The sequence below is a fragment of the Bradyrhizobium xenonodulans genome (assembly GCF_027594865.1).
In the GTDB taxonomy this organism is placed as follows: domain Bacteria; phylum Pseudomonadota; class Alphaproteobacteria; order Rhizobiales; family Xanthobacteraceae; genus Bradyrhizobium; species Bradyrhizobium xenonodulans.
The window spans coordinates 6,237,556-6,259,817 of record NZ_CP089391.1 but is presented as its reverse complement, the minus strand read 5'-3'; the positions used below and the strand labels follow the sequence as shown (position 1 = coordinate 6,259,817).

Annotated in this window: 20 protein-coding genes and 1 pseudogene; 13 read left to right on the top strand and 8 right to left on the bottom strand. The window is 65.1% G+C overall.

Annotated features, from left to right (window positions below):
- Positions 1-187 precede the first annotated feature (187 nt).
- The 8 genes and pseudogenes from I3J27_RS29700 to I3J27_RS29665 all read left to right on the top strand — a co-directional run bounded on the left by I3J27_RS29700 (position 188) and on the right by I3J27_RS29665 (position 7,162).
- On the top strand, positions 188-934 hold the full coding sequence (locus I3J27_RS29700; protein ID WP_270162426.1) for a metallophosphoesterase family protein: 747 nt from the start codon (positions 188-190) through the stop codon (positions 932-934).
- Positions 935-964: 30 nt separating this feature from the next.
- Positions 965-1,111 (top strand): annotated as a pseudogene (locus I3J27_RS29695) (aminotransferase class I/II-fold pyridoxal phosphate-dependent enzyme); the annotation flags it as partial.
- Positions 1,108-2,769 (top strand): thiamine pyrophosphate-binding protein, encoded by a 1,662-nt coding sequence (locus I3J27_RS29690; protein WP_270162425.1) that lies wholly within the window; start codon positions 1,108-1,110, stop codon positions 2,767-2,769. The pseudogene I3J27_RS29695 and the gene I3J27_RS29690, both read left to right, overlap by 4 nt.
- A 3-nt stretch (positions 2,770-2,772) precedes the next feature.
- Positions 2,773-4,038 carry an NAD(P)/FAD-dependent oxidoreductase gene (locus tag I3J27_RS29685; RefSeq protein WP_270162424.1) on the top strand — a complete coding sequence of 422 codons (1,266 nt, stop codon included), beginning with the start codon at positions 2,773-2,775 and terminating at the stop codon, positions 4,036-4,038.
- A gap of 9 nt (positions 4,039-4,047) precedes the next feature.
- On the top strand, positions 4,048-4,791 hold the full coding sequence (locus I3J27_RS29680) for an aspartate/glutamate racemase family protein (protein WP_270162423.1): 744 nt from the start codon (positions 4,048-4,050) through the stop codon (positions 4,789-4,791).
- A 401-nt stretch (positions 4,792-5,192) separates the two neighbouring features.
- Entirely contained in the window at positions 5,193-5,735 is a 543-nt protein-coding gene (locus I3J27_RS29675; RefSeq protein WP_270162422.1) for a thiamine pyrophosphate-binding protein, read from the top strand.
- Entirely contained in the window at positions 5,735-6,325 is a 591-nt protein-coding gene (locus I3J27_RS29670) for a thiamine pyrophosphate-dependent enzyme (RefSeq protein ID WP_270162421.1), read from the top strand. Before I3J27_RS29675 ends, I3J27_RS29670 begins: the two co-directional genes overlap by 1 nt.
- A gap of 57 nt (positions 6,326-6,382) precedes the next feature.
- Positions 6,383-7,162: an SDR family NAD(P)-dependent oxidoreductase gene (locus I3J27_RS29665; protein WP_270162420.1), complete on the top strand. Its 780-nt coding sequence runs from the start codon at positions 6,383-6,385 to the stop codon at positions 7,160-7,162.
- 161 nt (positions 7,163-7,323) lie between these two features.
- Here the strand turns inward: I3J27_RS29665 and I3J27_RS29660 are convergent, their stop codons facing one another.
- From I3J27_RS29660 to I3J27_RS29650, 3 genes are read right to left on the bottom strand one after another with little or no spacing between them, the layout of a single operon-like run.
- Positions 7,324-8,118 carry an IclR family transcriptional regulator gene (locus I3J27_RS29660; protein WP_270162419.1) on the bottom strand — a complete coding sequence of 265 codons (795 nt, stop codon included), beginning with the start codon at positions 8,116-8,118 and terminating at the stop codon, positions 7,324-7,326.
- Positions 8,119-8,134: 16 nt separating this feature from the next.
- Entirely contained in the window at positions 8,135-9,868 is a 1,734-nt protein-coding gene (locus tag I3J27_RS29655; RefSeq protein WP_270162418.1) for an FAD-dependent oxidoreductase, read from the bottom strand.
- A gap of 7 nt (positions 9,869-9,875) precedes the next feature.
- Positions 9,876-11,090, bottom strand: a complete 1,215-nt coding sequence (locus I3J27_RS29650; protein WP_270162417.1) for an ABC transporter substrate-binding protein — start codon at positions 11,088-11,090, stop codon at positions 9,876-9,878.
- Between the two features lie 360 nt (positions 11,091-11,450).
- Between I3J27_RS29650 and I3J27_RS29645 the strand changes: the two genes are divergently transcribed.
- A complete protein-coding gene (locus I3J27_RS29645; RefSeq protein WP_270162416.1) occupies positions 11,451-12,752 on the top strand; it encodes an MFS transporter in 1,302 nt (433 codons plus the stop codon).
- A gap of 5 nt (positions 12,753-12,757) precedes the next feature.
- Here I3J27_RS29645 and I3J27_RS29640 read toward each other — a convergent pair whose 3' ends face one another.
- The gene (locus I3J27_RS29640; RefSeq protein WP_270162415.1) at positions 12,758-14,245 is read right to left on the bottom strand and encodes a glycosyl hydrolase family 79 N-terminal domain-containing protein; all 1,488 of its coding nucleotides are present in this window, start codon (positions 14,243-14,245) and stop codon (positions 12,758-12,760) included.
- Between the two features lie 152 nt (positions 14,246-14,397).
- On the opposite strand from I3J27_RS29640, the gene I3J27_RS29635 reads away from it, so the two are divergent.
- Complete coding sequence (locus I3J27_RS29635) at positions 14,398-15,198, top strand: fumarylacetoacetate hydrolase family protein (protein WP_270162414.1); 801 nt, start codon at positions 14,398-14,400, stop codon at positions 15,196-15,198.
- Positions 15,199-15,774: 576 nt separating this feature from the next.
- Here the strand turns inward: I3J27_RS29635 and I3J27_RS29625 are convergent.
- Genes I3J27_RS29625 through I3J27_RS29610 form a run of 4 tightly spaced genes read right to left on the bottom strand, consistent with a single transcriptional unit; the run spans position 15,775 to position 19,085 of the window.
- On the bottom strand, positions 15,775-16,515 hold the full coding sequence (locus I3J27_RS29625) for an IclR family transcriptional regulator (RefSeq protein ID WP_270162412.1): 741 nt from the start codon (positions 16,513-16,515) through the stop codon (positions 15,775-15,777).
- A gap of 19 nt (positions 16,516-16,534) precedes the next feature.
- A complete protein-coding gene (locus I3J27_RS29620) occupies positions 16,535-17,386 on the bottom strand; it encodes an HpcH/HpaI aldolase/citrate lyase family protein (protein WP_270162411.1) in 852 nt (283 codons plus the stop codon).
- Positions 17,386-17,838 carry a MaoC family dehydratase gene (locus I3J27_RS29615; protein WP_270162410.1) on the bottom strand — a complete coding sequence of 151 codons (453 nt, stop codon included), beginning with the start codon at positions 17,836-17,838 and terminating at the stop codon, positions 17,386-17,388. The genes I3J27_RS29620 and I3J27_RS29615 overlap by 1 nt, the downstream gene beginning before the upstream one ends.
- Positions 17,839-17,882: 44 nt before the next feature.
- Positions 17,883-19,085 (bottom strand): CaiB/BaiF CoA transferase family protein, encoded by a 1,203-nt coding sequence (locus I3J27_RS29610; RefSeq protein ID WP_270162409.1) that lies wholly within the window; start codon positions 19,083-19,085, stop codon positions 17,883-17,885.
- Positions 19,086-19,312: 227 nt separating this feature from the next.
- Between I3J27_RS29610 and I3J27_RS29605 the strand changes: the two genes are divergently transcribed.
- Genes I3J27_RS29605 through I3J27_RS29595 form a run of 3 tightly spaced genes read left to right on the top strand, consistent with a single transcriptional unit; the run spans position 19,313 to position 22,226 of the window.
- Positions 19,313-20,341, top strand: coding sequence for a TRAP transporter substrate-binding protein (locus I3J27_RS29605; RefSeq protein ID WP_270162408.1), 1,029 nt, complete (start codon positions 19,313-19,315; stop codon positions 20,339-20,341).
- Positions 20,342-20,370: 29 nt separating this feature from the next.
- Positions 20,371-20,925 (top strand): TRAP transporter small permease, encoded by a 555-nt coding sequence (locus tag I3J27_RS29600; protein WP_270162407.1) that lies wholly within the window; start codon positions 20,371-20,373, stop codon positions 20,923-20,925.
- An 11-nt stretch (positions 20,926-20,936) separates the two neighbouring features.
- On the top strand, positions 20,937-22,226 hold the full coding sequence (locus tag I3J27_RS29595; RefSeq protein WP_270162406.1) for a TRAP transporter large permease: 1,290 nt from the start codon (positions 20,937-20,939) through the stop codon (positions 22,224-22,226).
- The last annotated feature ends 36 nt before the right edge of the window (positions 22,227-22,262 follow it).

Genomic DNA, 22,262 nt, shown 5'->3' with positions numbered 1-22,262 from the left:
ACAGTTCGCAGCTCGCATCGCTTGCCCGGCCACATCGATTGTGTAATCCTTCTGCCAGCGCCGATTTGATCCTCAGCTTGCGGGCGCTTCTACAAATGCAGCTAAAGAGACGCAGCTAGATAGATTTGGCAGTCCTGCATCCTCCCGCATCGCGAGACCGATCGGCCATTCCGAATGGGAGGGCCATATGAGATTTGCTGCCATCGCGGATGTGCACGGGAATCGACCGGCACTCGAAGCCGTCCTCGCGGACATCGCCACGCTCGGCCTCGAGGAGATCGTGAACCTTGGCGACCATGTCAGCGGTCCGCTCGAGGCGGCCCGAACCGCGGACCTGCTGATGGCGCGGGGCTTTCCGTCCATACGGGGCGATCAGGATCGAATCCTGCTGGAGCTCTGGCAGGCCGGCGGCTCGGCGCGCAGCGATTTCCGTGAGCTCGAGCGTAAGCATTTCGAGTGGATGGCAAGCATGCCGCCCACGCTCACGTATAAGGAACGGGTGTTCCTGTGCCACGGATCGCCGAGGCACGACGCGGCGTTCTGGCTCGACCATATCGCTGACGACGGCAGCGCGCGTCCGAGCGGGATTGATTTCATCGAGGCCGGGGCTGAAGGGATCGACGCCGAGCTCATCCTGTGCGCTCACACGCACATTCCGCGCGTGGTGCGCCTGCGGGATGGCCGGCTGGTCGTGAATCCCGGCAGCGTCGGGTTGCCAGGCTATGACGGGAAGGCGCCCGTTCCCTATGTGGTCGAGGTCGGCACGCCGCATGCGTGCTACGCGATTTTAGAGCATGCCGGAGGAGGCTGGTGCGCGACGCTCCGCTACGTGCCGTACGACACCACGGCCATGGCCGCACTGGCGCGCAGCAAGGGCATGCTCAGCTGGGCGAACGCGATTGCGACGGGCTGGGTGCAAAGGGAGGGGCGCTAGGCCCGCGCCCCCTGCGACAAAGAAGGCCGCTTTCTGCTGGAGAGGCATGACGTGGCCGTGGTGCCGGGCAGCTGTTTCGGCCTTGCACCTTATTTCCGCCTGTCCTACGCCACCTCGGAACAAAACTTGCGCGAGGCCATGATGCGCGTCGCCAAAGCCTGCAGGGAGCCGTCATGACCATTCGCAACACCCGCACCGGGGGCCAGATCCTGATCGATCAGCTCGTCGCCCAGGGCGTCGACCGCGTCACCTGCGTGCCGGGCGAGAGCTATCTCGCGGCGCTCGACGCGCTGCACGACAGCCCGATCGACGTCGTGATCTGCCGCGCCGAAGGCGGCGCCGCGATGATGGCGGAAGCCTATGGCAAGCTCACGGGCCGCCCGGGAATCTGCTTCGTCACCCGCGGCCCCGGCGCGACCAATGCCAGCCACGGCGTTCACATCGCGATGCAGGACTCCACGCCGATGATCCTGTTCGTCGGCCAGGTCGACACCGGCATGCGCGAGCGCGAGGCGTTCCAGGAGCTCGACTACAAGGCGGTGTTCGGCACCATGGCGAAATGGGCCGTCGAGATCGATCGCCCTGACCGCATTCCGGAGCTGGTCGCCCGCGCCTTCCGCGTCGCCATGCAGGGCCGTCCGGGCCCCGTCGTGATCTCGCTGCCGGAGAACATGCTGACCGAAACGGCCGCGGTGGCCGATGCGATGCGCATCGAGCCCGCCGTGAGCTGGCCGGCGCCTTCAGATATCGAACGCGTCGGTGCGATGCTCGCGACCGCCAAGGCGCCGCTCGTGATCCTCGGCGGTTCGCGCTGGACCGATGAAGCAACCAAAAGCATCGCGCGGTTCGCCGAACGGTTCGACCTGCCGGTCGCAACCTCGTTCCGCCGGGCCTCGCTGATCGACGCCGACCACTCGCATTATGCCGGCGATCTCGGCATCGGGCCGAGCCCGGGCCTGAAGACGCGCATCGATAACGCCGACGTCGTTCTCCTCATCGGCGGCCGCATGTCGGAGATGCCGTCCTCGTCCTACACGCTGCTCGACATTCCCTCGCCGCAGCAGAAGCTGATCCACGTGCATCCGGGCTCGGAAGAGCTCGGCCGCGTCTATCAGCCGACGCTCGCGATCCAGGCGACGCCCGCCGCATTCGCCGCCGCCGTCGAGACGCTGAAGCCCGCGGGCGCAGTGGCGTGGAAGGGCGAAGCCGCCAAGGCGCATGCCGATTATCTCGCCTGGACCGACAAGGCGCGCGAGCTGCCGGGCAATTTCCAGTACGGCCAGGTCATGACCTGGCTGCGCGACCGCCTGCCCAAGGATGCCATCGTCTGCAACGGCGCTGGCAATTACGCCGGCTGGATCCATCGCCATCACCGCTTCCACAGCTTTGCGTCACAACTGGCGCCGACCTCGGGTTCGATGGGCTACGGCGTGCCGGCGGGCGTGCTCGCCAAGCGGCAATATCCGGATCGTACCGTCGTCGCTTTCGCCGGCGACGGCTGCTTCCTGATGAACGGCCAGGAATTCGCGACCGCCGTGCAGTATGACGCGCCGCTGGTCGTGATCGTCGTCGACAATTCGCAATACGGCACCATCCGCATGCATCAGGAGCGCGACTATCCCGGTCGCGTCGTCGGCACCCAGCTCAAGAACCCCGACTTCGCGATGTACGCCAAGGCGTTCGGCGGCCACGGCGAGCGTGTCGAACGCACTGAGGAGTTCGCACCGGCCTTCGAGCGTGCGCTCGCCTCAGGCAAGCCGTCGATCCTCCACTGCATCATCGATTCCCGGGCGATGTCGGTCGGCAAGGACTTTGTGCCGCAGGCAAAGGCCTAGCCGATGTCGGAAGGCCGCCACGTCGCCATCATCGGAGCCGGCGCGGTCGGCGTGATCAGCGCCATCGAGGCGCTGCGCGAAGGACATCGCGTCACGCTGATCGATGCGGGCGAACCGGGTGGCGAACAGGCGGCGAGCTACGGCAATGCCGGCTGGCTCTCCTCGCATTCGGTGATCCCGCCGGCCGAGCCGGGCATCTGGAAGAAGGTGCCGGGCTATCTGATGGACCCGCTCGGCCCGCTTGCGATCCGCTGGTCTTATCTGCCGAAAGCACTGCCTTGGTTGATCAAGTATTTGCTGTCAGGCTGGACCGAGGCGCGGGTCGAGAAGACGGCGTTTGCGCTGCGCGACCTCCTGAAGGACGCGCCGCTGCTGCACAGGAAGCTTGCGGAAGAAGCGGGCGTCCCTGAATTGGTCGAACGCAACGGCGTGATGCACGTCTTCCCGTCGCGCGGAAACTTTGACAACGATCTCGGCTGGCGCCTGCGCAAGAAGGTCGGCGTTCAATGGATGGAGCTTAACGCCGACGAGATGCGCCAGCGCGAGCCTGAGCTGCATCCGCGCTATACCTTTGGAGTGGTGGTGGAGGAGGCCGGACGCTGCCGTGATCCCGGCGCTTACGTTGCGGCGCTTGCCCAGCACGCGCTGGCGAGCGGCGCCAAGCTCGTCCATGCGAAGGCGACCGGGCTCAAGCTTTCCGGCAACAAGCTCGTCGCCGTCGTCACGGAGACCGGCGAGATTCCTTGCGACGCCGCGGTGGTTGCCGCCGGCGCGCATTCGAAGCGGCTCACCGCATCGGTCGGCGATCCCCTGCCGCTCGAAACCGAGCGCGGCTATCACGTCATGATCGAGAATCCGGAATCGGGTCCGCGCAGCTCGATGATGGCGTCGGACGCCAAGATGGTGGTGAACTGGACCGACAAGGGCTTGCGCGCCGCCGGCACCGTCGAGATCGCGGGCCTCGAGGCCGCGCCGAACTGGAAGCGCGCCGAGATCCTGCGCGATCATCTCCTCAGCATGTTCCCGAAACTGCCGAAGGACATTCCGCCCTCGCGCATCAAGAGCTGGTTCGGTCATCGGCCGAGCATGCCTGATGGTCTTCCCTGCATCGGCCATGCGCGCGCCTCGCGCGACATCGTCTATGCTTTCGGCCATGGCCATGTCGGCCTGGTCGGCTCGGCCCGTACCGGCCGTCTCGTCGCCCAGCTCCTGAGCGGCAAGCAGCCGGAAATTCCGCTCGCGCCGTTTTCGCCCACTCGCTTCCTCTGAGATCGCACCATGACCTCATCAGCCAACTCGTCCTCTCGCATCGCCCGCGGCGGCAAGGCCATCTACGGCGCGCCGCTCGGCATCCTGATGCTGGAAGCGCGCTTCCCCCGCATTCCCGGCGACATGGGCAACGGCACGACCTGGCCGTTTCCCGTGCTCTATCGCGTGGTGAGCGGGGCCTCGCCGGAGAAAGTGGTGCTGAAGGGCGCCGCCGGCCTGCTGCCCGACTTCATCGATGCGGCCAAGGATCTGGTGCGGCTCGGGGCCGAAGCCATCACCACCAATTGCGGCTTCCTCTCGCTGTTCCAGAAGGAGATCGCCGCCGCCGTCGGCGTTCCCGTCGCGACCTCGTCGCTGATGCAGGTGCCGTGGGTGCAGGCGACCTTGCCGCCGGGCAAGCGCGTCGGCCTCGTCACGGTGTCGGGCTCGACCCTGACGCCGGCCCATCTCGAAGGTGCCGGCGTGCCGCTCGACACGCCGCTGGTCGGCACCGAGAATGGCAAGGAGTTCTTCCGCGTCCTGATCAAGGCCGAGAAGGACGACATGGACGTTGCGCAGGCGGAACGCGACGTGGTCGAGGCGGGCAAGCAGCTTGTCGCCAAAAACCCTGACGTCGGCGCCATCGTGCTGGAATGCACCAACATGCCGCCCTATGCGGCCGCGTTGCAGGCCGAAGTTGGCCTGCCGGTCTACGACATCTATTCCATGATCACCTGGTTTCATGCCGGACTGCGCCCGCGCGTCTTTACCTGATGCCGGCCCGCAGAGCTCTGAACAAGATGTGCTAGCGTCTCGTTTGCATTGCCAGCGACTGCGTAGCCCCGGTATAGGCCCGTGCGGCGAACTGAGTAGCAATCCCGAGCGCGGTGCTTCTTCCCTTCTCCCCTTGCGGGAGAAGGTGGCGCGAAGCGCCGGATGAGGGGTATCTCTCGGTGCACATCGACGCGTCTGAATACGCGGAGACATACCCCTCACCCCAGCGAGTATGTGTCGACCTGCGGTGATGCCCTCTCCCGCAAGGGGAGAGGGCGCAGCCACGCGCATCGCGCTATTCCCCAGCTATACAATCCGTCGATATCTGATCGTGCCAGACGGTCAGAGCTTTCACGCGCTAACATCGCTAGCGTGCCGCTCGAAATTCACGGAGACACGCGGTGCACAGCCCCAAGCCCAATCCCGAAGCGCGCGGCAGCGAGGACTGGCCGTCCGAGCTTTATCGTATCCTGAAAGCCGCTGGCGTCGGGCAGATGTCGTATGTGCCGGACGCCGGCCACAGCCAGCTGATCCGCTTGTTCTCCGCCGACCGCGACGTCACCACCAACGTGCTGACGACGGAGGAAGAGGGCATCGCCGTCGCCGCAGGTGCCTGGCTCGGCGGCCAGCGCAGCGTGCTGCTGATGCAGTCGAGCGGGGTCGGCAATTGCATCAACATGCTGTCGCTGTCGGCGATCGGCCGCTTTCCGCTTCTGATGCTGGTAACGATGCGCGGTGAGTGGGCGGAGTTCAATCCCTGGCAGGTGCCGATGAGCCGGGCGACGCAGCCCTCGCTGGAGGCGATCGGTCTGAAGGTGATGCGGGCGGAGACGGCGGAGGATCTGGTCGATACCGTCGAATCGGCCGCGGCTCTCGCCTACGAGTCCGACCAGCAGATCGCGGTGCTGATCGGTCAGCGCCTGATCGGCAAGAAGAAGTGGTGATGCCAATGCAAGCTCAACTCGATCGTCGCGCCGCCGTCGCCGCGCTCCTTGGGGATCGCAAGGATACCCTGGTGGTCTCCGGCCTTGGCTCGCCCACCTACGATTTGCATTCCGTCGGGGATCACGACGGCAATTTCTATCTCTGGGGCGCCATGGGCGGTGCCGCGCTGATCGGCCTTGGGCTCGCGCAGGCACAGCCGGGCAAGCGGGTCCTCGCCTTGACCGGCGACGGCGAGCAGCTCATGGGTCTCGGTGGCATCGCCACCATCGGCGTCGCGCGACCGCGCAACCTCGACATCGTCGTGATCGACAACCAGCATTTTGGCGAGACCGGAATGCAGGCGAGCCATACCGGCCGCGGTGTCGATCTCACGACGATCGCAACGGCTTGCGGTTTTGCCGCGACAGGAACTGTACGGACACTGGCCGAGGTGGATCGACTCGCCGCTGAGATCGCCAGCCCCGCCGATGGCCCGCGGCTGTTCGTCATCAAGGTTCTGGCCGAAAATCCGCCGCGCTCGCTGCCCTCGCGCGATGCCGTCTTTATCAAGAACCGGTTCCGTGCTCATCTCGGGTTTGCGGCGGCCTGATCCGGAGTTCTCGCTCCGAGCCGGCCTGCCGCGAGCAGCTATTCTGGAGTGAGCCCCATGAAACTATCCGGCAAGGTCGCCGCCATCACCGGCGCGGCGCGCGGCATCGGCAAGGCCTGTGCTAAGAGATTCCTGGACGACGGCGTCAAGGTCGTCATCTCCGATGTCGATGCCGAAGGCCTTGCCGCGACGGCCGCCGAGCTCCGGCGGCCGGACGTGTTGCACACCGTGGTCGGCAATGTCGCCAAGCGCACGGATGTCGATCAGCTCGTTGCCACCGCAGTGAAGGAGTTCGGCCGGCTCGACATCATGGTCAACAATGCCGGCGTCGCTCGTAACCGGGACATCCTCGAAATTTCCGAGGCGGAATTCGACGAAATCATCGGCATCAACCTGAAGGGTGCCTTCTTCGGCGTGCAGGCCGCCGCGAGGCAGATGATCGCGCAAGGCGGCGGCGGGGTCATCATCAACATGTCATCGGTGAATGCGCTGCTGGCGATCCCGGCGCTGGCGACCTATGCGATGTCCAAGGGCGGCATGAAGCAATTGACTTCGGTTGCCGCCGTCGCGCTCGCCCCGCACAACATCCGCGTCGTCGCGGTCGGACCGGGCACGATTTTGACGGACATGGTGGCGTCGTCGATCTACACGTCCGAAGATGCGCGGAAAACCGTGATGTCGCGTACGCCGGCGGGTCGCGGCGGCGAGCCGAGCGAGGTCGCCTCCGTCGTGGCGTTCCTTGCCAGCGACGATGCCTCCTACATCACCGGGCAGACGATCTATCCCGATGGCGGGCGGTTGATCCTGAACTACACGGTCCCGGTGAAGGAGAAGTAGCGGGCGGGAGGTCGCGCATAACCACCGCTGTCATGCCCTGCGAAGGCGGGCATCCAGTACTCCGCGGCCTTTCCGCAACACTCTGGCTGCGCGGCGTACTGGATCGCCCGGTCAAGGCCGGGCGATGACAGGAGAGTGTGGGGCGGACCTGTGCCGCATTCTCACTCCGCCGCAACCGTCATCCCGTAACCCAGCCGCTTCGAGATGCCGCCGGCGCAGTCGCGCAAGGCATGCGCGATCGGGCTGTCCCAGCGCGCGTCAAAGGTGCCTTCCGGCCCCATCGCGGTGATCACCAGCGCGACATGGCCGGAATGATCGAACACGGGCGCCGAGAATGCATTGACGCCGGGCAGGGGATCGCCGAGCGCGCGGGCCAGGCCATGCTTGCGGACCTCGGTGAGCATCTCGGCGACCTTCGCGCCTTTCACGGCGCGCTTCGGATCGTAGCCAACGCCGTGACGATCGAGCCCGCTTTCGAGTGCGGCATTGATCGTCTTCTCCGGCAGGAAGGCCGCGAAGGCGCGGCCGGTTGCGGTCTCCAGCAGCGCCATCACCGAGCCGGCGCGCATCACGATGTGCACGGGCTGGCCGGGCTCCTCGAGCTGCACCACGGTCGGCCCATGCGTGCCCCAGACCGCGAGCGAGACGGCATGGCCGATCTGGCTTGCGAGCGCCGCAATCTTGGGACGTGCGATGCGCACGCCGGAGAGGCGGCGGAGGCTGATCAGGCCGAGCTCGAGCGCCAGCGCGCCGATCTCGTAGCGGCCGGTGGTCTCGTCCTGCTCGATCAGGCCGATACGCGAGAAGCTGGCGAGATAAGGATGCGCCTTGGCGGGCGACATGCCGGCCTCGCGCGCGAGATCGCGCAGCATCATTGGCTCGCCACTCCTTGCGAGCGCGCGGAGCAATTCGCCGCCGACCTCGATCGACTGGATGCCGCGGCTTTCTTTCTTCATGCGCCTCCTGGCGTGGCTACGCCGCGTTGCGCGTGACGGCGCTGTCGGCGAGATGACGGCCGGCAATGTAACCGAAGGTCAGCGCGGGCCCAAGCGTGATGCCGGCGCCGGGATAATTGCCGCCCATGATGCTTGCCATGTCGTTGCCGGCGGCATAGAGCCCGGGAATCACCCGTCCCTCCGCATCGAGCGCCCGCGCGTTCTCGTCGGTGACGATGCCGGCATAGGTGCCGAGATCGCCGATCACCATCTTGATGGCGTAGAACGGGCCGTTCTCGATCGGCGCGACGCAAGGGTTGGGGCCGTGCATCGCGTCGCCCTGGTAGCGGTTGTAGGCCTTCGAGCCCTTGCCGAAGGCGGCATCGTGCCCCAGCGGCGCGGTCGCATTGAACTGCCTGACCGTCTCGGCGAACGCATTCGCATCGATGCCGGCCTTCGCCGCCAGCGCCTCCAGCGTGTCGCCGCGCATGAGATAGCCGGTCTCGAGATGATGACCCAGCGGCATCGGGAAAGGCGGCACGCAGCCGAGGCCGTATTTGCGCAGCGTCTTGTGATCGCAGACGAGATAGGCCGCGATCTCTTCGCCGGGCTTTGCCGCCTTGACCATGGCCTGGACGAAGTCGTGGTAGGAATTGCCTTCATTGGCAAAACGCCTGCCGTCGCGCATCACCGCGATCACGCCGGGCTTGGCGCGGTCGATGAAGTGGGGCATCACGCCCTTCGAGCCGTCCTTGCGCGTCGTCAGCGACACCGGCACCCAGGCCGCCGCGTTGGGCAGGCGGTCCTCGACATGTCCGCCGGCGCTCTCCGCAAGGCGCAGGCCGTCGCCGGTGTTGCCGGTCGGTCCCGGCGAAAAATGCTCATGGCCGGTCGGCGCATGCGGAAACATCTTTTTGCGGCGCTCGACATCGTGCGGGAAGCCGCCGCAGGCGAGCACGACGCCCTGGCGGGCACGGACACGCACGTCGCGCCCCTCACGCGAAACGATGGCGCCGGTCACCGCGCCGTTCTCGACCGTTAGCTCGCGTACCGGCGACGACAGCCACATCGGGATATTCAAGTCCTGCGCGGATTTTGCGAGGCGCCCGGCCAGCGCATTGCCGTTGGTCAGGGTCATGCCGCGGCCGTAGCGCAGAACGTCCATCAAATGCCGCGACAGGCGCTTGGCGACATAGACCGCCGAGGTCAGCGATTTCGTCACGCGCATGAAATGGATGATCTCCTTGCCGCTTCCGAGCATCATGCCGAACACGGTGAGCTCGGGCAGCGGCATGCCCAGTGTCTTGATCTGCTCGCCAAGCTCGCGGCCGTCGAACGGACGCGTCACCATGGAGCGGCCGCCCTGAGCGCCGCCGGGCGCTTCGGCGTGATAGTCGGGAAACACCAGCGGCATGTCGAAGCGCAGCGCCGTCTTGGTGGTGAAGAAATCCACCGCTTCGGGGCCGGCGCTCAAGAACGCATCGACCCGCGCGGCATCGAAATTGTTGCCGGCTTCGTGCCGCAGATAGGTGCGGGCCTGTTCCGGCGTCTCGGCGATGCCATAGGCCTTCGCCAGCGACGTGCCGGGGATCCAGAGCCAACCGCCGGAGCGGGCGGTGGTGCCGCCGAAGCGCGGCTCCTTCTCGGCGATCAGCACGTCGAGGCCGCGATAACGCGCCGTGATCGCGGCCGACATGCCGGAGGCTCCCGATCCGGCCACGAGCACATCGCACTCGTATGTTTCGCTTGCGTTGCGCTCGTTGCCAATCATGCGGGCCTCACTTCTTCAGCAGCGGACATTTGGACTCGGAGACCGGACGGAAGGCGTCCTCGCCCTTCACGGTCTTGACGATCTCGAGATAGTCCCAGGGCTCCTTGGACTGCTCGGGCGACTTCACCTTGGCCAGATACATGTCGCGGATGACGCGGCCGTCCTCGCGCAAGCGTCCGCCATGGACGAATGTATCCTCGATCGGCAGCTCGCGCATCCTGGCCATCACCTTGGCGGGATCGTCGGTGCCGGCCGCCTTGATTCCTTTCAGATAATGCAGGACGGAGCCGTAGACACCGGTATGGATCATGGTCGGCATCACCTTGGTACGCTCATAGAACTTCTTGGACCAGGCCCGCGTCGCCTCGTCCATGGCCCAGTACGACGCCGTGGTCATGTAGGTACCCTGCGCGGCCTTGAGGCCGACCGCATGCACGTCGGTGTCGAACATCAACAGGCCGACCAGCTTCTGGCCGCCCTGGACGAGACCGAACTCGCCGGATTGCTTGATGGCGTTGTCGGTGTCCTGACCGGCATTGGCAAAGGCGACGACGTCCGATTTCGAGCTCTGGGCCTGCAGCGCGAAGGAGGAGAAGTCCGCGGTGTTGGTCGGATGTTTCACGCCGCCCAAGACCTTCCCGCCCATCTCATTGATGAAGCGCGTCGCATCCTTCTCGAGCTGCTGGCCGAAGGCGTAGTCCGCGGTGATGAAGTACCAGGATTTTCCGCCTTCCTTGATCACGGCGGAGGCCGTCACCTTCGACAGCGCATAGGTGTCATAAGTGAAATGCACGGTGTTGGGGCTACACAACTCGTCGGTCAGCGAGCTCGCGCCGGGCCCGGAGAGCAGCGCGATCCTGTTGCGCTCGCGCACCATGTTGTGCACGGCGATCGCGATGCCGGAATTGGGGATGTCGACGACGGCGTCGACCTTGCCGTTGTCGAACCAGCCGCGCACGATCTGCACGCCGACGTCGGTCTTCATCTGGTGGTCGGCGCTGATGATCTCGATCGGCTTGCCGAGCACGGTCGGCCCGAATTCCTCCACCGCCATTTTGGCTGCCTCGACCGAGCCCGGCCCGCTGTTGTCGCGGCCCCAGCTGGATAGATCCGTCAGCACGCCGATCCGCACCGCGTCGTCGGAGACTTGCGCGCGCGCAACGGTGGTTACGGCAGCCGAAGTCATGGCCGCGAGCATGGCGCAGGCCAGAAGCCCTCTCATCGTCGTTCCCTCTCTTTGTGGACCGCTTGGCGCGGCCGGTTATTCTGGCGGTAAATTAGATATTAGCTAATCAATTTGTCAATGGCGAATAATGCCCTCGGGAGGGTTCCGTGATTGCAGCGGGCGACGCCACCGGGTCCGCGCGAGGCGCGGCCCGGTGACAGGCTCCGCGAAGCAATCCAGACTCTCTCCGCGGAAGCAGTCTGGATTGCTTCGTCGCAGGAGCTCCTCGCAATGACGGGTGTGGGAGCAGCCGCGCACAAATCTCGCGCCGTTATCCTGCGAGAGCGAGCACCCCTGCAGGTTGCAACCGCCACCACGATTGGCCATGATGCCATCCGGAATCGTTTGGGGCAGGGCATGACGGTAGCAACGGGGGTCTCCGCTTCGGCGGAGAAGTCGACGACGGCGCATGTGGTGTGGGCGAGCGCGCTGGGCACTGCGATCGAGTGGTACGACTTCCTGATCTACAACACCGCTGCGGCCCTCGTGTTCAGCAAGCTGTTCTTTCCGAACTTCGATCCCTTCGTCGGAACGCTGGCGGCATTCTCGACCTATGCGGTCGGCTTCGTGGCGCGCCCGATCGGCGGCGCGATCATCGGGCATTACGGCGACCGGCTCGGCCGCAAGACCATGCTGGTCGCGACCATGATCGCGATGGGGCTCGGCACCTTCCTGATCGGCTGCCTGCCGACCTACAGCCAGATCGGTGTCTGGGCGCCGATCCTGCTCATCATCCTGCGCTTCATCCAGGGCATCGGTCTCGGGGGCGAATGGAGCGGTGCGGTCGTGATGGTGATCGAGCACGCCGGCAACCGCCGGGGCTTCTACGGCAGCCTGGTGCAAATCGGTTTTCCCGTCGGCGTCGCCGCCTCCACCGGTATCTTCGCCTTGATGACTCAGCTCCCGGAGGCCGACTTCCTGAGCTGGGGCTGGCGCGTGCCATTCTGGATCAGCATCTTGCTGGTCGGCGTCGGCTTCATCGTGCGGCTCAAGCTCGCGGAGACGCCGCACTTCAAGGAGGTGGTCGAGCGCAAGGAGGTGCTGGCGCAGCCGGTGTGGGAAGTGTTGCGCCGTGACTGGCGCAGCTTCCTGCTCGCGATCGGCATCACGGTGTCGGAGGTTGGGCTCGCTTATCTCCTCACCGTCTTCACGGTGCACTATGCCACGACCAAGCTCGGCCTGCCGCGCCAGGTGATCCTCAATGCAGTGGTCTATGCGGCGATCGTCGAGTTCGCGACATTGCCGCTTGCGGGGTGGCTGTCCGACATCTTCGGCCGCAAGGCGCTGTATCTCGCCGGCGGGGTGTTCTCGGTGGCGCTGGCGTTTCCGCTGTTCTGGTTCCTCGACTCCAAGGAGCCGGCGCTGATCATTTTCGCGCTCGTCGTCACGATGACGCTGACGCACGCGCTGCTGTTCGGCCCCAAGGCCGCGTTCATGCCGGAACTGTTCCGCACCCAGGTGCGCTACAGCGGCGCCTCGCTCGGCGCCAATGTCGCGGCTGCGCTCAGCGGCGGCTTCTCGCCGCTGATTGCGACGGCACTGCTCGCATGGGTCGGCTCGTACTGGCCGGTGTCGGTCTACATCATCGCGCTGTCGGTCATCACGATCATCGCGACGCTGATGGCGCCGGAAACGGCGCGGGATTCGCTGAAGTCCTGAGCACCTCAACGGCAGGCGGCGGCGTCGGGCATCACCAGGAAGGTGATGCTCGCTGGTGGCAGGCGAACTTGACCCGGCGACGTCGCGCGCGCTTCGAAGCGGGGCAGGTCGTCGTCGTCCGTCAGCGAGAGTCCCTTGCCGTTCAACTGCACATTCGTGTCCTGAGGACGCTCCGCTTGAAGCGTGTAGCGCTCGGCCGAAACAGCCAGCGTTACGGAACGTGACTCGTGCCGCGACGTGTTGATGAGGAGTACGGATGCCGCGCCCTTCGTCGCGGCATGGCAATGTGCATAGGCGTGGAGACCGGGTGTCGAGGCCATGCCCGGGTCGAGCACTGTCGATCCCATCAACCGGCGCCAGAGCAGGGCGCCCCAGTAATTCGGCCGCGGACGGAAGGTCCTTTCGTCGAGCAAGCCGTAGTCGCTGGCCGTGAGCGTGTTGTGCATGACGACCTGCACGCCGGCCTTCGCAAGGCGGCCTAGCTGATCGAGATAGCGGAACGTGTCGAGGAAGGTCGCATCCGACTTGTTGCCACCGCAGGCGGCATTCGCCGTCTCCGTCAGCCAGATCGGCTTGCCCGGCTCGAATGCGTCGCGCAGGTCGCGGTAGATGTTTAGCGCGGCGTTGGTCCGCGACAGCCAGTCTTCGGATAGCGACTGCACCGGATCGTCGTGCCCGCCGCAGCGGGCCGAGAGCGTGTTGTAGTGATGATAGGAGAAGCGATCGACGCCGGAACCGGACGCTGCGAGCAGATCGCGCGTGCGAATGCCGCCGGATGAGGACGTGGTGTCGCCTGCGGCGCCCGGGCCGACGATGAGCGTCTCCGGTGCCGATCGCCGCATCCAGTCGCGAAAGACCCTGAAGTCGCGGCCATAGGCCTTTGCGTCATATCCCGGTGGGGGCCCGTTGGTCGCCGCGAGCGTCGGCTCATTCATGAATTCGGCGGCAGCGATCCGGCCACCGAGTTGCCGCGTGTAGTCAATGAGACTCTGCGCCTGGTCCGGCGTCCACACGCCGTCCGGGCGGCGGATGCCGGGACTGACGGCAAAGGACGTCACGATCTCCGCATTGACCGCGCGGGCAAAATCGACGGCCCCGCGCCATTGCGCGCGGGTGAGCACGCTGTTGAAGCCGGTGGGTGGCGCGGACCCCGCACTGTCGGTGTCGGCGAAAAAAGTCGCATTCGCCCAGGTGCCGCTGACCCGCATGTAGGCGGGCCCGAGTGCCGCGGCGAGCCTGCGCAGGCGCGGGTTGGCGAGATCTACCGGCGGCCGATAAGCGTAGCGATCACGACGCATGTCCTTCTGTGCGTAGGGTTTCCAGAACCGGCCGCCGGTCACCTCGACCATCTCGACATTGTAGGATTGGAAGCGGGCGTCGATCGTGCCTGATACTTTCATGCGCGTAGGCGCGATGATGTCCGCGCTATTGCCGGATCCCGGCGACGTCGCGCTGATGAGCAGTGCGAAGGCAATTCTGCTGATCGTCCGCATGACGCTCGCCCTGGCCCGGCCTTGTTGGAGCACCGATCCTAGCGCGCGATCCGCATGATGCGCTGCGATAATCAAGGCCAAAGACGTTGCCCGGCCCTGCCCGATCCACTATCGGTCGATCCGGCGCAAATGGCCGTCAGGGAGCAAAACACATGAAGAACACCTCCTCACCCACGCGACGCGATCTGCTCGCAACCGCCGCGGTTGCGACCGCAGCCACCATGGCGGACGTCGTGCCGGCCGCCGCGCAGGCCGCACCCAAGCCGATCTTCCCGGTGCCGATGGTCACGATCCCGATCGTCGGCAAGACCCAGGTGTTCCAGGTCCGCCGCATCTACTGCATCGGCCGCAACTACGCCGCGCACGCGATCGAGCGCGGTTCGGATCCGAACCGCGAGCCGCCGTTCTTCTTCCAGAAGCCGACCGACGCGATCCAGAACGTCGCGGTTGGCGAGGTCGCCGACCATCCTTATCCGTCGCTGACCAAGAACTATCATCATGAGGTCGAGCTGGTGGCCGCACTGAAATCCGGCGGCACCAACATCCCGGCCGACAAGGCGCTCGAGCACGTCTATGGCTACGCGCTCGGCCTCGACATGACCCGGCGCGATCTCCAGAACGGCATGGCCGCGGAGAAGAAGCCCTGGGAGATCGGCAAGAGTTTTGATCACGCCGCTGTGCTCGGCCCGATCCACCCCGCGAGCAAGACAGGTCATTTCGAGAAGGGCGGGATTTCGCTGGCGATCAACGGCACGGTGAAGCAGAACTCGGATCTCAGCAAGATGATCTGGAGCGTCGCCGAGCAGATCGCAAAGCTGTCGGAAGCGTTCGAGCTCAAGGCCGGCGACATCATCTATTCCGGCACGCCGGAGAATGTCGGGCCCGTCGTGAAGGGTGACGTTTTGCTGTGCAAGCTCGAAGGCTTGCCGGACATGTCGATCAAGATCGTGTAGCAGTTGCACCGAGTGGCCAGCGCGAACCCCGGTTGAGGGTGAAATCCCTGCGAAGGCGGAGTTCCACCGCTGATTGCCTTCTGTTGGCCGGCAAGCAAACCTCGTGCAGCCATATTTGAGCAGGAGTGATCTCCCGTGAGGGAGGCGCTCGAATGAAGAAAGCTCTGATAGCGGCCGTCGTGATGCTAGCTGGCGTGCCTGCAAGCGCCATTGCGCAAGAGCGCGCCGGCGCTGCAGCGTTGGGAGCCGTGTCAGGCGCCGTCGTGTTGGGGCCGATCGGTGCCGTCGCGGGCGCGGTAGTCGGTTATACCGCGGGACCTGCAATCGCCCGGTCCTGGGGCGTGAGAGGCTCGCACTCGGCGAGACATCGGCAGCCGCCACGCCGCGAGGCGTATCGCGCAGCCGCGAATGGCGCTCCGCCGCGCCCGCGCGACGCGATGGCCGCCAACGGCCAGATGCGAGCTGCCAGCACTCCGCCGCTACAAGCCCCGCCTGCGGTGCAGCCGGTTCAAGCTGCTCCAGCGGTGCCGGCGCAGACCTCGACGCCGCCCGTTCAGGGATTCGACTGAAGTTATCCTACGCCGCCGTCTTCGGCCGCAGCCGGTCGACCGTCCGCGCGATCAGCGCGGCCACCTCGGGCACCTTCGGGCCGATGCGAAATTCCGGCCCCGCCACGACGACCGACAATCTGCGGTCGCCGATCGGCAGCGGAATCGCGGCGCCGGCGAGATCGCGGCTATAATCCGCAAAACTCTGGCAAAAGCCGCGCGCGATGGAATTGCGCAGCTCGGTCTCGACGGCCTCGATGCTGATCGGCGTCGACGGTCCATACTGCTTGAACTCGATCTTGCGATAAACGGAGTCGCGTTCCTCCTGCGAATATTGCAGCAGCAGCGCACGGCCGCTTGCGGTGGCGTGGATCGGCACGCGGTGGCCGATGGTCGCGAAATAACGGATCGCGGCCTGGGACTCGACGACGTCGATGAACACGGCCATCACGCCCGCGGGCGCCACGATCGACGCGGTCTCGCCTGTTTCCGAAGAGAGATCGGCGATCAGCTGATGCGTCCACGGCGGCAGCGGCTCGACCTCGGAGATCATCCGCGCCATCGCCAGCCAGCGCGGCGTCGGATAGAAGCCGGCGCGCGGCCGCGGTTCGTAGAGATAGCCCTTCTCCGACAGCGTCGCGAGCAGGTTGAAGGTCGACGAGCGCGGCCAGCCGAAATGATCGGCGATCTCGGCAAGCGTCGCCGGCTTCCTCGTTTGCGCGAAGAATTCCATGATCTCCAGGACGTTTGCGGCTTGGCGAACGATCATGGTGGGGCGATGTCCTGGTCTAGGGCTGGCCGAGGATCTTCTTCGCGGCGCGAAGATGCGGCTTGTCGATCATCTGGCCGTCGAGCCGGAGCGTGCCGGAGTTCGGATTGCTCGCGAACGCCGCGATCACCTTCTCCGCCCAGCTGCGCTCGGCGTCGGTCGGCGCGAACGCCGCGTTGACGACATCGACGTGCTTGGGGTGGATCAGCGCCTTCGCCGAAAAACCGTCGCGCCGAGCCGCGCGCGTTTCCTGCTCGAGGCCGGCGAGATTGTCGATGTCGGTGTAGACGGTGTCGATCGGCGCGACCTCGGCTGCGGCCGCCGCCATCAGGCAGAGGTCGCGCGCGAGGCGGTAGGGGCTGTGGAACACGCCGCCGGAAGCTTTTTCGGTGGCTCCCAGCGAAGCCGAGAGATCTTCCGCGCCCCACATCAGGCCGGCGAGGCGAGGGGAGCAGCCCTTGTAGCTGCCGAGCCCGAAGATCGAACTCGCGGTCTCGGTCGCGACACAGACGATGCGGGTCGTGCCGACCGTGATGCCGGCCGCCGCTTCCAGGGCTTCGAGCCAGGTTGCGACCTGGCGCACGTCGTCGCCGCCCTGCGATTTCGGCAGCACGATTCCGTCGGGTTTGCCCGGCATCACCGCGGCGAGATCAGCGAGCGTCATGCCGGTGTCGAGCGCGTTGACGCGGACATAGAGCCGGTGCGGCCCAGGGCGACCCTTCAGCATCGCAAGCGTCAGCTCGCGCGCTTCCAGCTTCTTGTCGGTGACGACGGAATCTTCGAGATCGATGATCAGCGCGTCGGCCTTGCCTTCGCTCGCCTTCTCGAATTTGCGCGGGGAATCGCCCGGCACGAACAGCATGGAACGCATCAGACCGGCCTCTTGTGCATCATCGCCATGCGGCGGCATTTGCCGACGATCTCGTCGTGCTGGTTAAGAGCGTGGTGCTCGAACTCGACGATGCCCGCCTTCGGGCGCGATTTGGATTCCCGCAACGAAAGCACCTTCGTCGTCGCCCGCAAGGTGTCGCCATGGAAGACCGGTTTTGGAAACGTCACGTCGGTCATGCCGAGATTGGCGACGGTGGTGCCCATGGTCGTATCATAGACCGTCATGCCGATCATGATGCCGAGGGTGTAAAGGCTGTTGAAAATGCGCTGGCCGAACTCGGTCTTTTCGGAGAAATGCGCGTCGATGTGCAGCGGCTGCGGATTGAGCGTCAACAGGCTGAACATGGTGTTGTCCATTTCCGTGACGGTCCGGGTCAGCGGATGCCTGAACTCCTGGCCGACGGAAAAGTCTTCGAAATAAAGTCCGGCCATCGCGGTTTCCTCCCTGTGTCTTTGCGATTTTGCCCGTGCCGCCTTTAGGGCGGCGCGGCCAGATGAACTGCCTTTTGCTCCGCGAGCTGCTCGATCTCATCAGTCGAGAAGCCCGCCTCGCGCAAAATGTCGCGGCCGTGCTGACCGAGCGTCGGTGCGGGACCGGCGGCTTCCGGCTGGGTCACGCTCCAGGTCGAGGGCACCCGCATCTGTCGGATGCGGCCTTCCACGGGGTGCTCGACGGTCTTGAAGAAGTCGACCGCGTTGAGATGCGGATCGTCCAAAATCGTCTCCAGCGTGTGCATCGGCATCACCGGAATGTCGGCGCGCTCCAGCAGCTCACGCCATTCCGCGGTGGTGCGCATTGCGAAGATATGGCCGATCTCTTCGTAGATCTCGTCGATATGCTTGGTGCGTGCGGCGTGGTTGGCGAAGCGCGGCTGATCGAGGAAATAAGGCTGTCCGATCGCCTCGAAGAAGCTGCGCCAGTGCTTGTCGTTGTAGATGAGGACGCAGAGATAGCCGTCGCTGGTTTTGTAGGGGCGGCGGTAGCGCGAGAGCAGGCGGGCATAGCCGCCATGGTCGAGCGGCGGCTCGTAGGTGAGTCCGCCCAGATGATCGACCAGCACGAACTCGGTCATGGATTCGAACATCGGCACGTCGATGCGCTGGCCGACGCCCGTGCGCTGCTGGTGCATCAGCCCGCCCATAATGGCGTTGACCATCATCAGGCCGACAATGCGGTCGGCGATGGTGACGGGAACGTAGCGCGGCGTTCCGTCGCCGGCGGCCGCGAGCAGCGTCGGAATGGTCGCGGCGCCCTGGATCAGATCGTCGTAAGCAGGCTTGGCGGCATAGGGGCCGGACTGGCCGTAGCCGAACGCGCCGACATAGACGAGAGCGGGATTGAGCTCGGCAAGCGTCTCGTAGTCGAGGCCGAGCCGCGCCATCGCCTGCGGGCGTACATTGTAGACCAGTGCGTTGGCGCGCTCGGCCAACCGCAGCAGCGCGGCGCGGCCTTCCTTCTTCTTGAGGTCGAGGACGATGCTGCGCTTGCCGCGATTGGCATTGTGAAACATCCCGCCCATGCCGGGCGTGCGGCCGGGACCGATCTGGCGGACGATGTCGCCCTCGGGACTTTCGACCTTGATGACATCGGCGCCCATGTCCGCCAGCACCTGTGTGCCGTAGGGACCCATCAGCACCGAGGTCAGATCGAGAATGGTGAAGCCGGCGAGCGGTCCCATGGAGCCTCGTTCGATGAATTCATATATGTGGAGTTAGGGTTCAGAAAACCCGAGTGTCAATTCGATGACCCCGCTCCGTCGCGCATAGCCGTATGCATAGTTCATATACTTGACAGATAAATTCACATATATGTACATTTTCCTCAAGCAAGAAATGGAGTGAGGGCCGGACGGTGCCGCAGCAAGTCGCTGCCGCCTTCGGCGTGGGACGCGTCAGGGAGAATGAGATGAAGATAAATCTGGTCCGGGCTGCCGCCGTGCTCGCGCTTTCGCTGCCGGTTTCGACAATGTCGGCCCAAGCGCTGGAGCTGAAGGTCGCCGATAGCTTCCCCGGAGACCACTATCTCGTCCGTCTGATGCTGAAGCCCTGGATGGACGATGTCACCAAGCGGACCAATGGCGCGGTCACCTTCACGCACTATCCGAACCAGCAGATCGGCAAGGCCACCGATATGCTGCGGCTCACCCAGTCCGGCGTGATCGACATCGGCTACATCGGACCGTCCTATGTCTCGGACAAGATGCCACTCTCCGAGGTCGCGCAATTACCGGATGCGTTCCAGACGAGTTGCCAGGGAACGCTGGCCTATTGGAAGTCTGCGCGGGAAGGCGTCCTGGCCAGCCGCGAATATGCGCCCAACAAGATCAAGCTGCTGATGGCCGTGGTGCTGCCGCCCTACCAGGTGTGGACCGCCAAGGCGAAGGTCGAGACCATCAAGGACATGCAGGGCCTGAAGCTGCGCACCACCGGCGGCGCGCAGGATCTCACCGTGCGCACGCTGGGCGCGGTGCCGGTGCGCATGGCCGCGCCGGATGCCTACGAGTCGCTGTCCCGCGGCACCATGGACGGGCTGCTATTCCCGATGGACAGCGTCGCCGCTTATGGGCTGGACAAGCTCGTCAAGTATGCGACCGAAGGCGTCAGCTTCGGCAGCTTCATCGTTGCCTACTCCATCAATCAGTCGGTCTGGGACAAGCTGCCTGATGACGTGAAGAAGGCGATGAACGAGGCCTCGGAGGCGATCACGCCGAAGGCCTGCGCTGATGTCGACAAGGAGCAGCAGGTCACGCAGCAGAAGATGAAGGAGCAGGGCATCGCCTTCGTTCCGCTGTCGGATGCGACGCGTGCCGAGATGAAGGACAAGCTCAAGGGCGTTGCGCAGGAATGGGCGGCCGGGCTCGACAGCCGCGGCAAGCAGGCTTCTGCGGCCCTGAAGGAGTTCGAGGGATTGCTCGCCACCGGCGGCGCAAAGTAGTCAGCACGATATCGAGAGGGGGACGCCGGGTGATCAAACGGGCAGAAGATGTACTCGGCGTGCTCGAGCGCGCGCTGACGGTGATCGCGGCCATCGCTCTCTTCGCGATCATGGCGCTGGTCGTGGCCGACGTGTTCATGCGCTATGTCCTGAACAGCCCGTTCTCTTTCACCTATGATCTGATCGGGCTCTATCTGCTGGCGGCCGTGTTCTTCCTGACGCTGTCTGACACCTTGCGTGTGCATGCGCATGTCGGCGTCGACGTGCTGCTGATGCGTTTTCCTCCGGCGGGGCGGAGGCTCTCGGAGATCGTCACGGCGCTCACCGGATTGTTCGTCTTCGTCCTGATCAGCAAGGTCGGGTTCGAGCGCGCGCTGGACAATTACGAGCAGAACGACGTGCTCGCCGGCGCGATTGCGTGGCCGACCTGGATATCGGCCGCGCTGGTGCCGTTCGGCTGCGGCGTGCTCGTCCTGCGGCTGGCGCTGCAGCTCCTCGGCAACATCCTCAGCCTGATCTCCGGGCGTGATCTGTTTCCTTTGCCGCCTCTCCATGAGGCCGGCGAAGCGCGCTCCTTCGAATAACGGCAGGACCAATGACAGTCATCGTCGTGCTCGGACTGCTTTTTCTCCTGCTGGCGATCGGTACGCCGGTCGGCTTCGCCATGGGCTTCGCCGGCTCGGTGGGCCTGCTGATGGTGGGCGGCACCGGCACCCTGTTCGGTATCTTGCAGACCGCGCCGCTCTCGACGGTCTCGTCCTACGAACTGATCACCATCCCGATGTTCCTGCTGATGGCGGATCTGGTGTTGCTGTCGGGCGTCGCCGACGACATGTTCAAGACGGCTTCTGCCTGGGTCGGCCGGATTCCCGGTGGCCTCGGCATGGCGACCGCGCTGGCAGGAGCAGGCTTCGGCGCGATCTGCGGCACCTCGACGGCATCGGCTGCAACGCTCTCATCGACAAGCTTGCCAGCGATGATCCGGCAGGGCTATGAGCCGAAAATGGCGGCCGGGGTCGTCGCCATCTCGGGGACACTGGCGATGCTGATCCCGCCCAGCGTGGCGCTCGTGATCTTTGGCCTGCTCGCCGAGGTCAACATCGGCCAACTTCTGATCGGCGGCATCATTCCGGCGATGCTCGTGACCGCGACGATCATGGCGACCATCTACTTCCTGGTCTGGCAGGACCCCTCGCGCGCGCCGCGCGTCGAGCCGGTCTCGTGGCGGGAACGGTTTTCGTTGCTGTGGCAGGTCGGCCCGATGGTGCTGCTGTTCTCGCTCGTCACCGGCACGATCTATCTGGGTGTGGCGACGCCGACCGAGGCCTCGGCTCTCGGCGCCGCCGGAGCGCTGGCGCTTGCCATTGCCAAGCGCAGGGTGACACCGGCCACGCTCTACCGCGCGCTGCTCAGCGCCTGCCACGGCACCTGCATGATCGTGACGATCCTCGTCGGCGCCTCGATCTTCGGTTACTTCTTCACGCTCACCCACGTCACGCAGGACCTCGTCGCCTGGATCGGCTCGTTGCAGACCTCGCGCTGGGTGATCATCACGCTGATTTTGTTCGGCTACATCGTGCTCGGCTCCTTCATGGATCAGATCGCGATCCTGGTGCTGACCGTGCCGATCGTGCTGCCGCTGATCAAGACGCTCGGCTTCGATCCGATCTGGTTCGGTGTCATCAAGATCGTCACTGCTGAGGTTGGCATGATCACGCCGCCGGTCGGGCTGAACTGCTTCATTGTCGCCCGCTACGCCAAGCGGCCGGTCGCCGAGGTGTTCCACGGCACCTTCCCGCACTTCATCGCGCACCTGATTGCGATCGCGATTCTGGTGGCGTTTCCGTCTATCATTCTCTGGCTGCCCTCGCAGATGGGGCGCTAGCCACCACAGCATGATCCGGAAAAGTGTGTAGCGGCT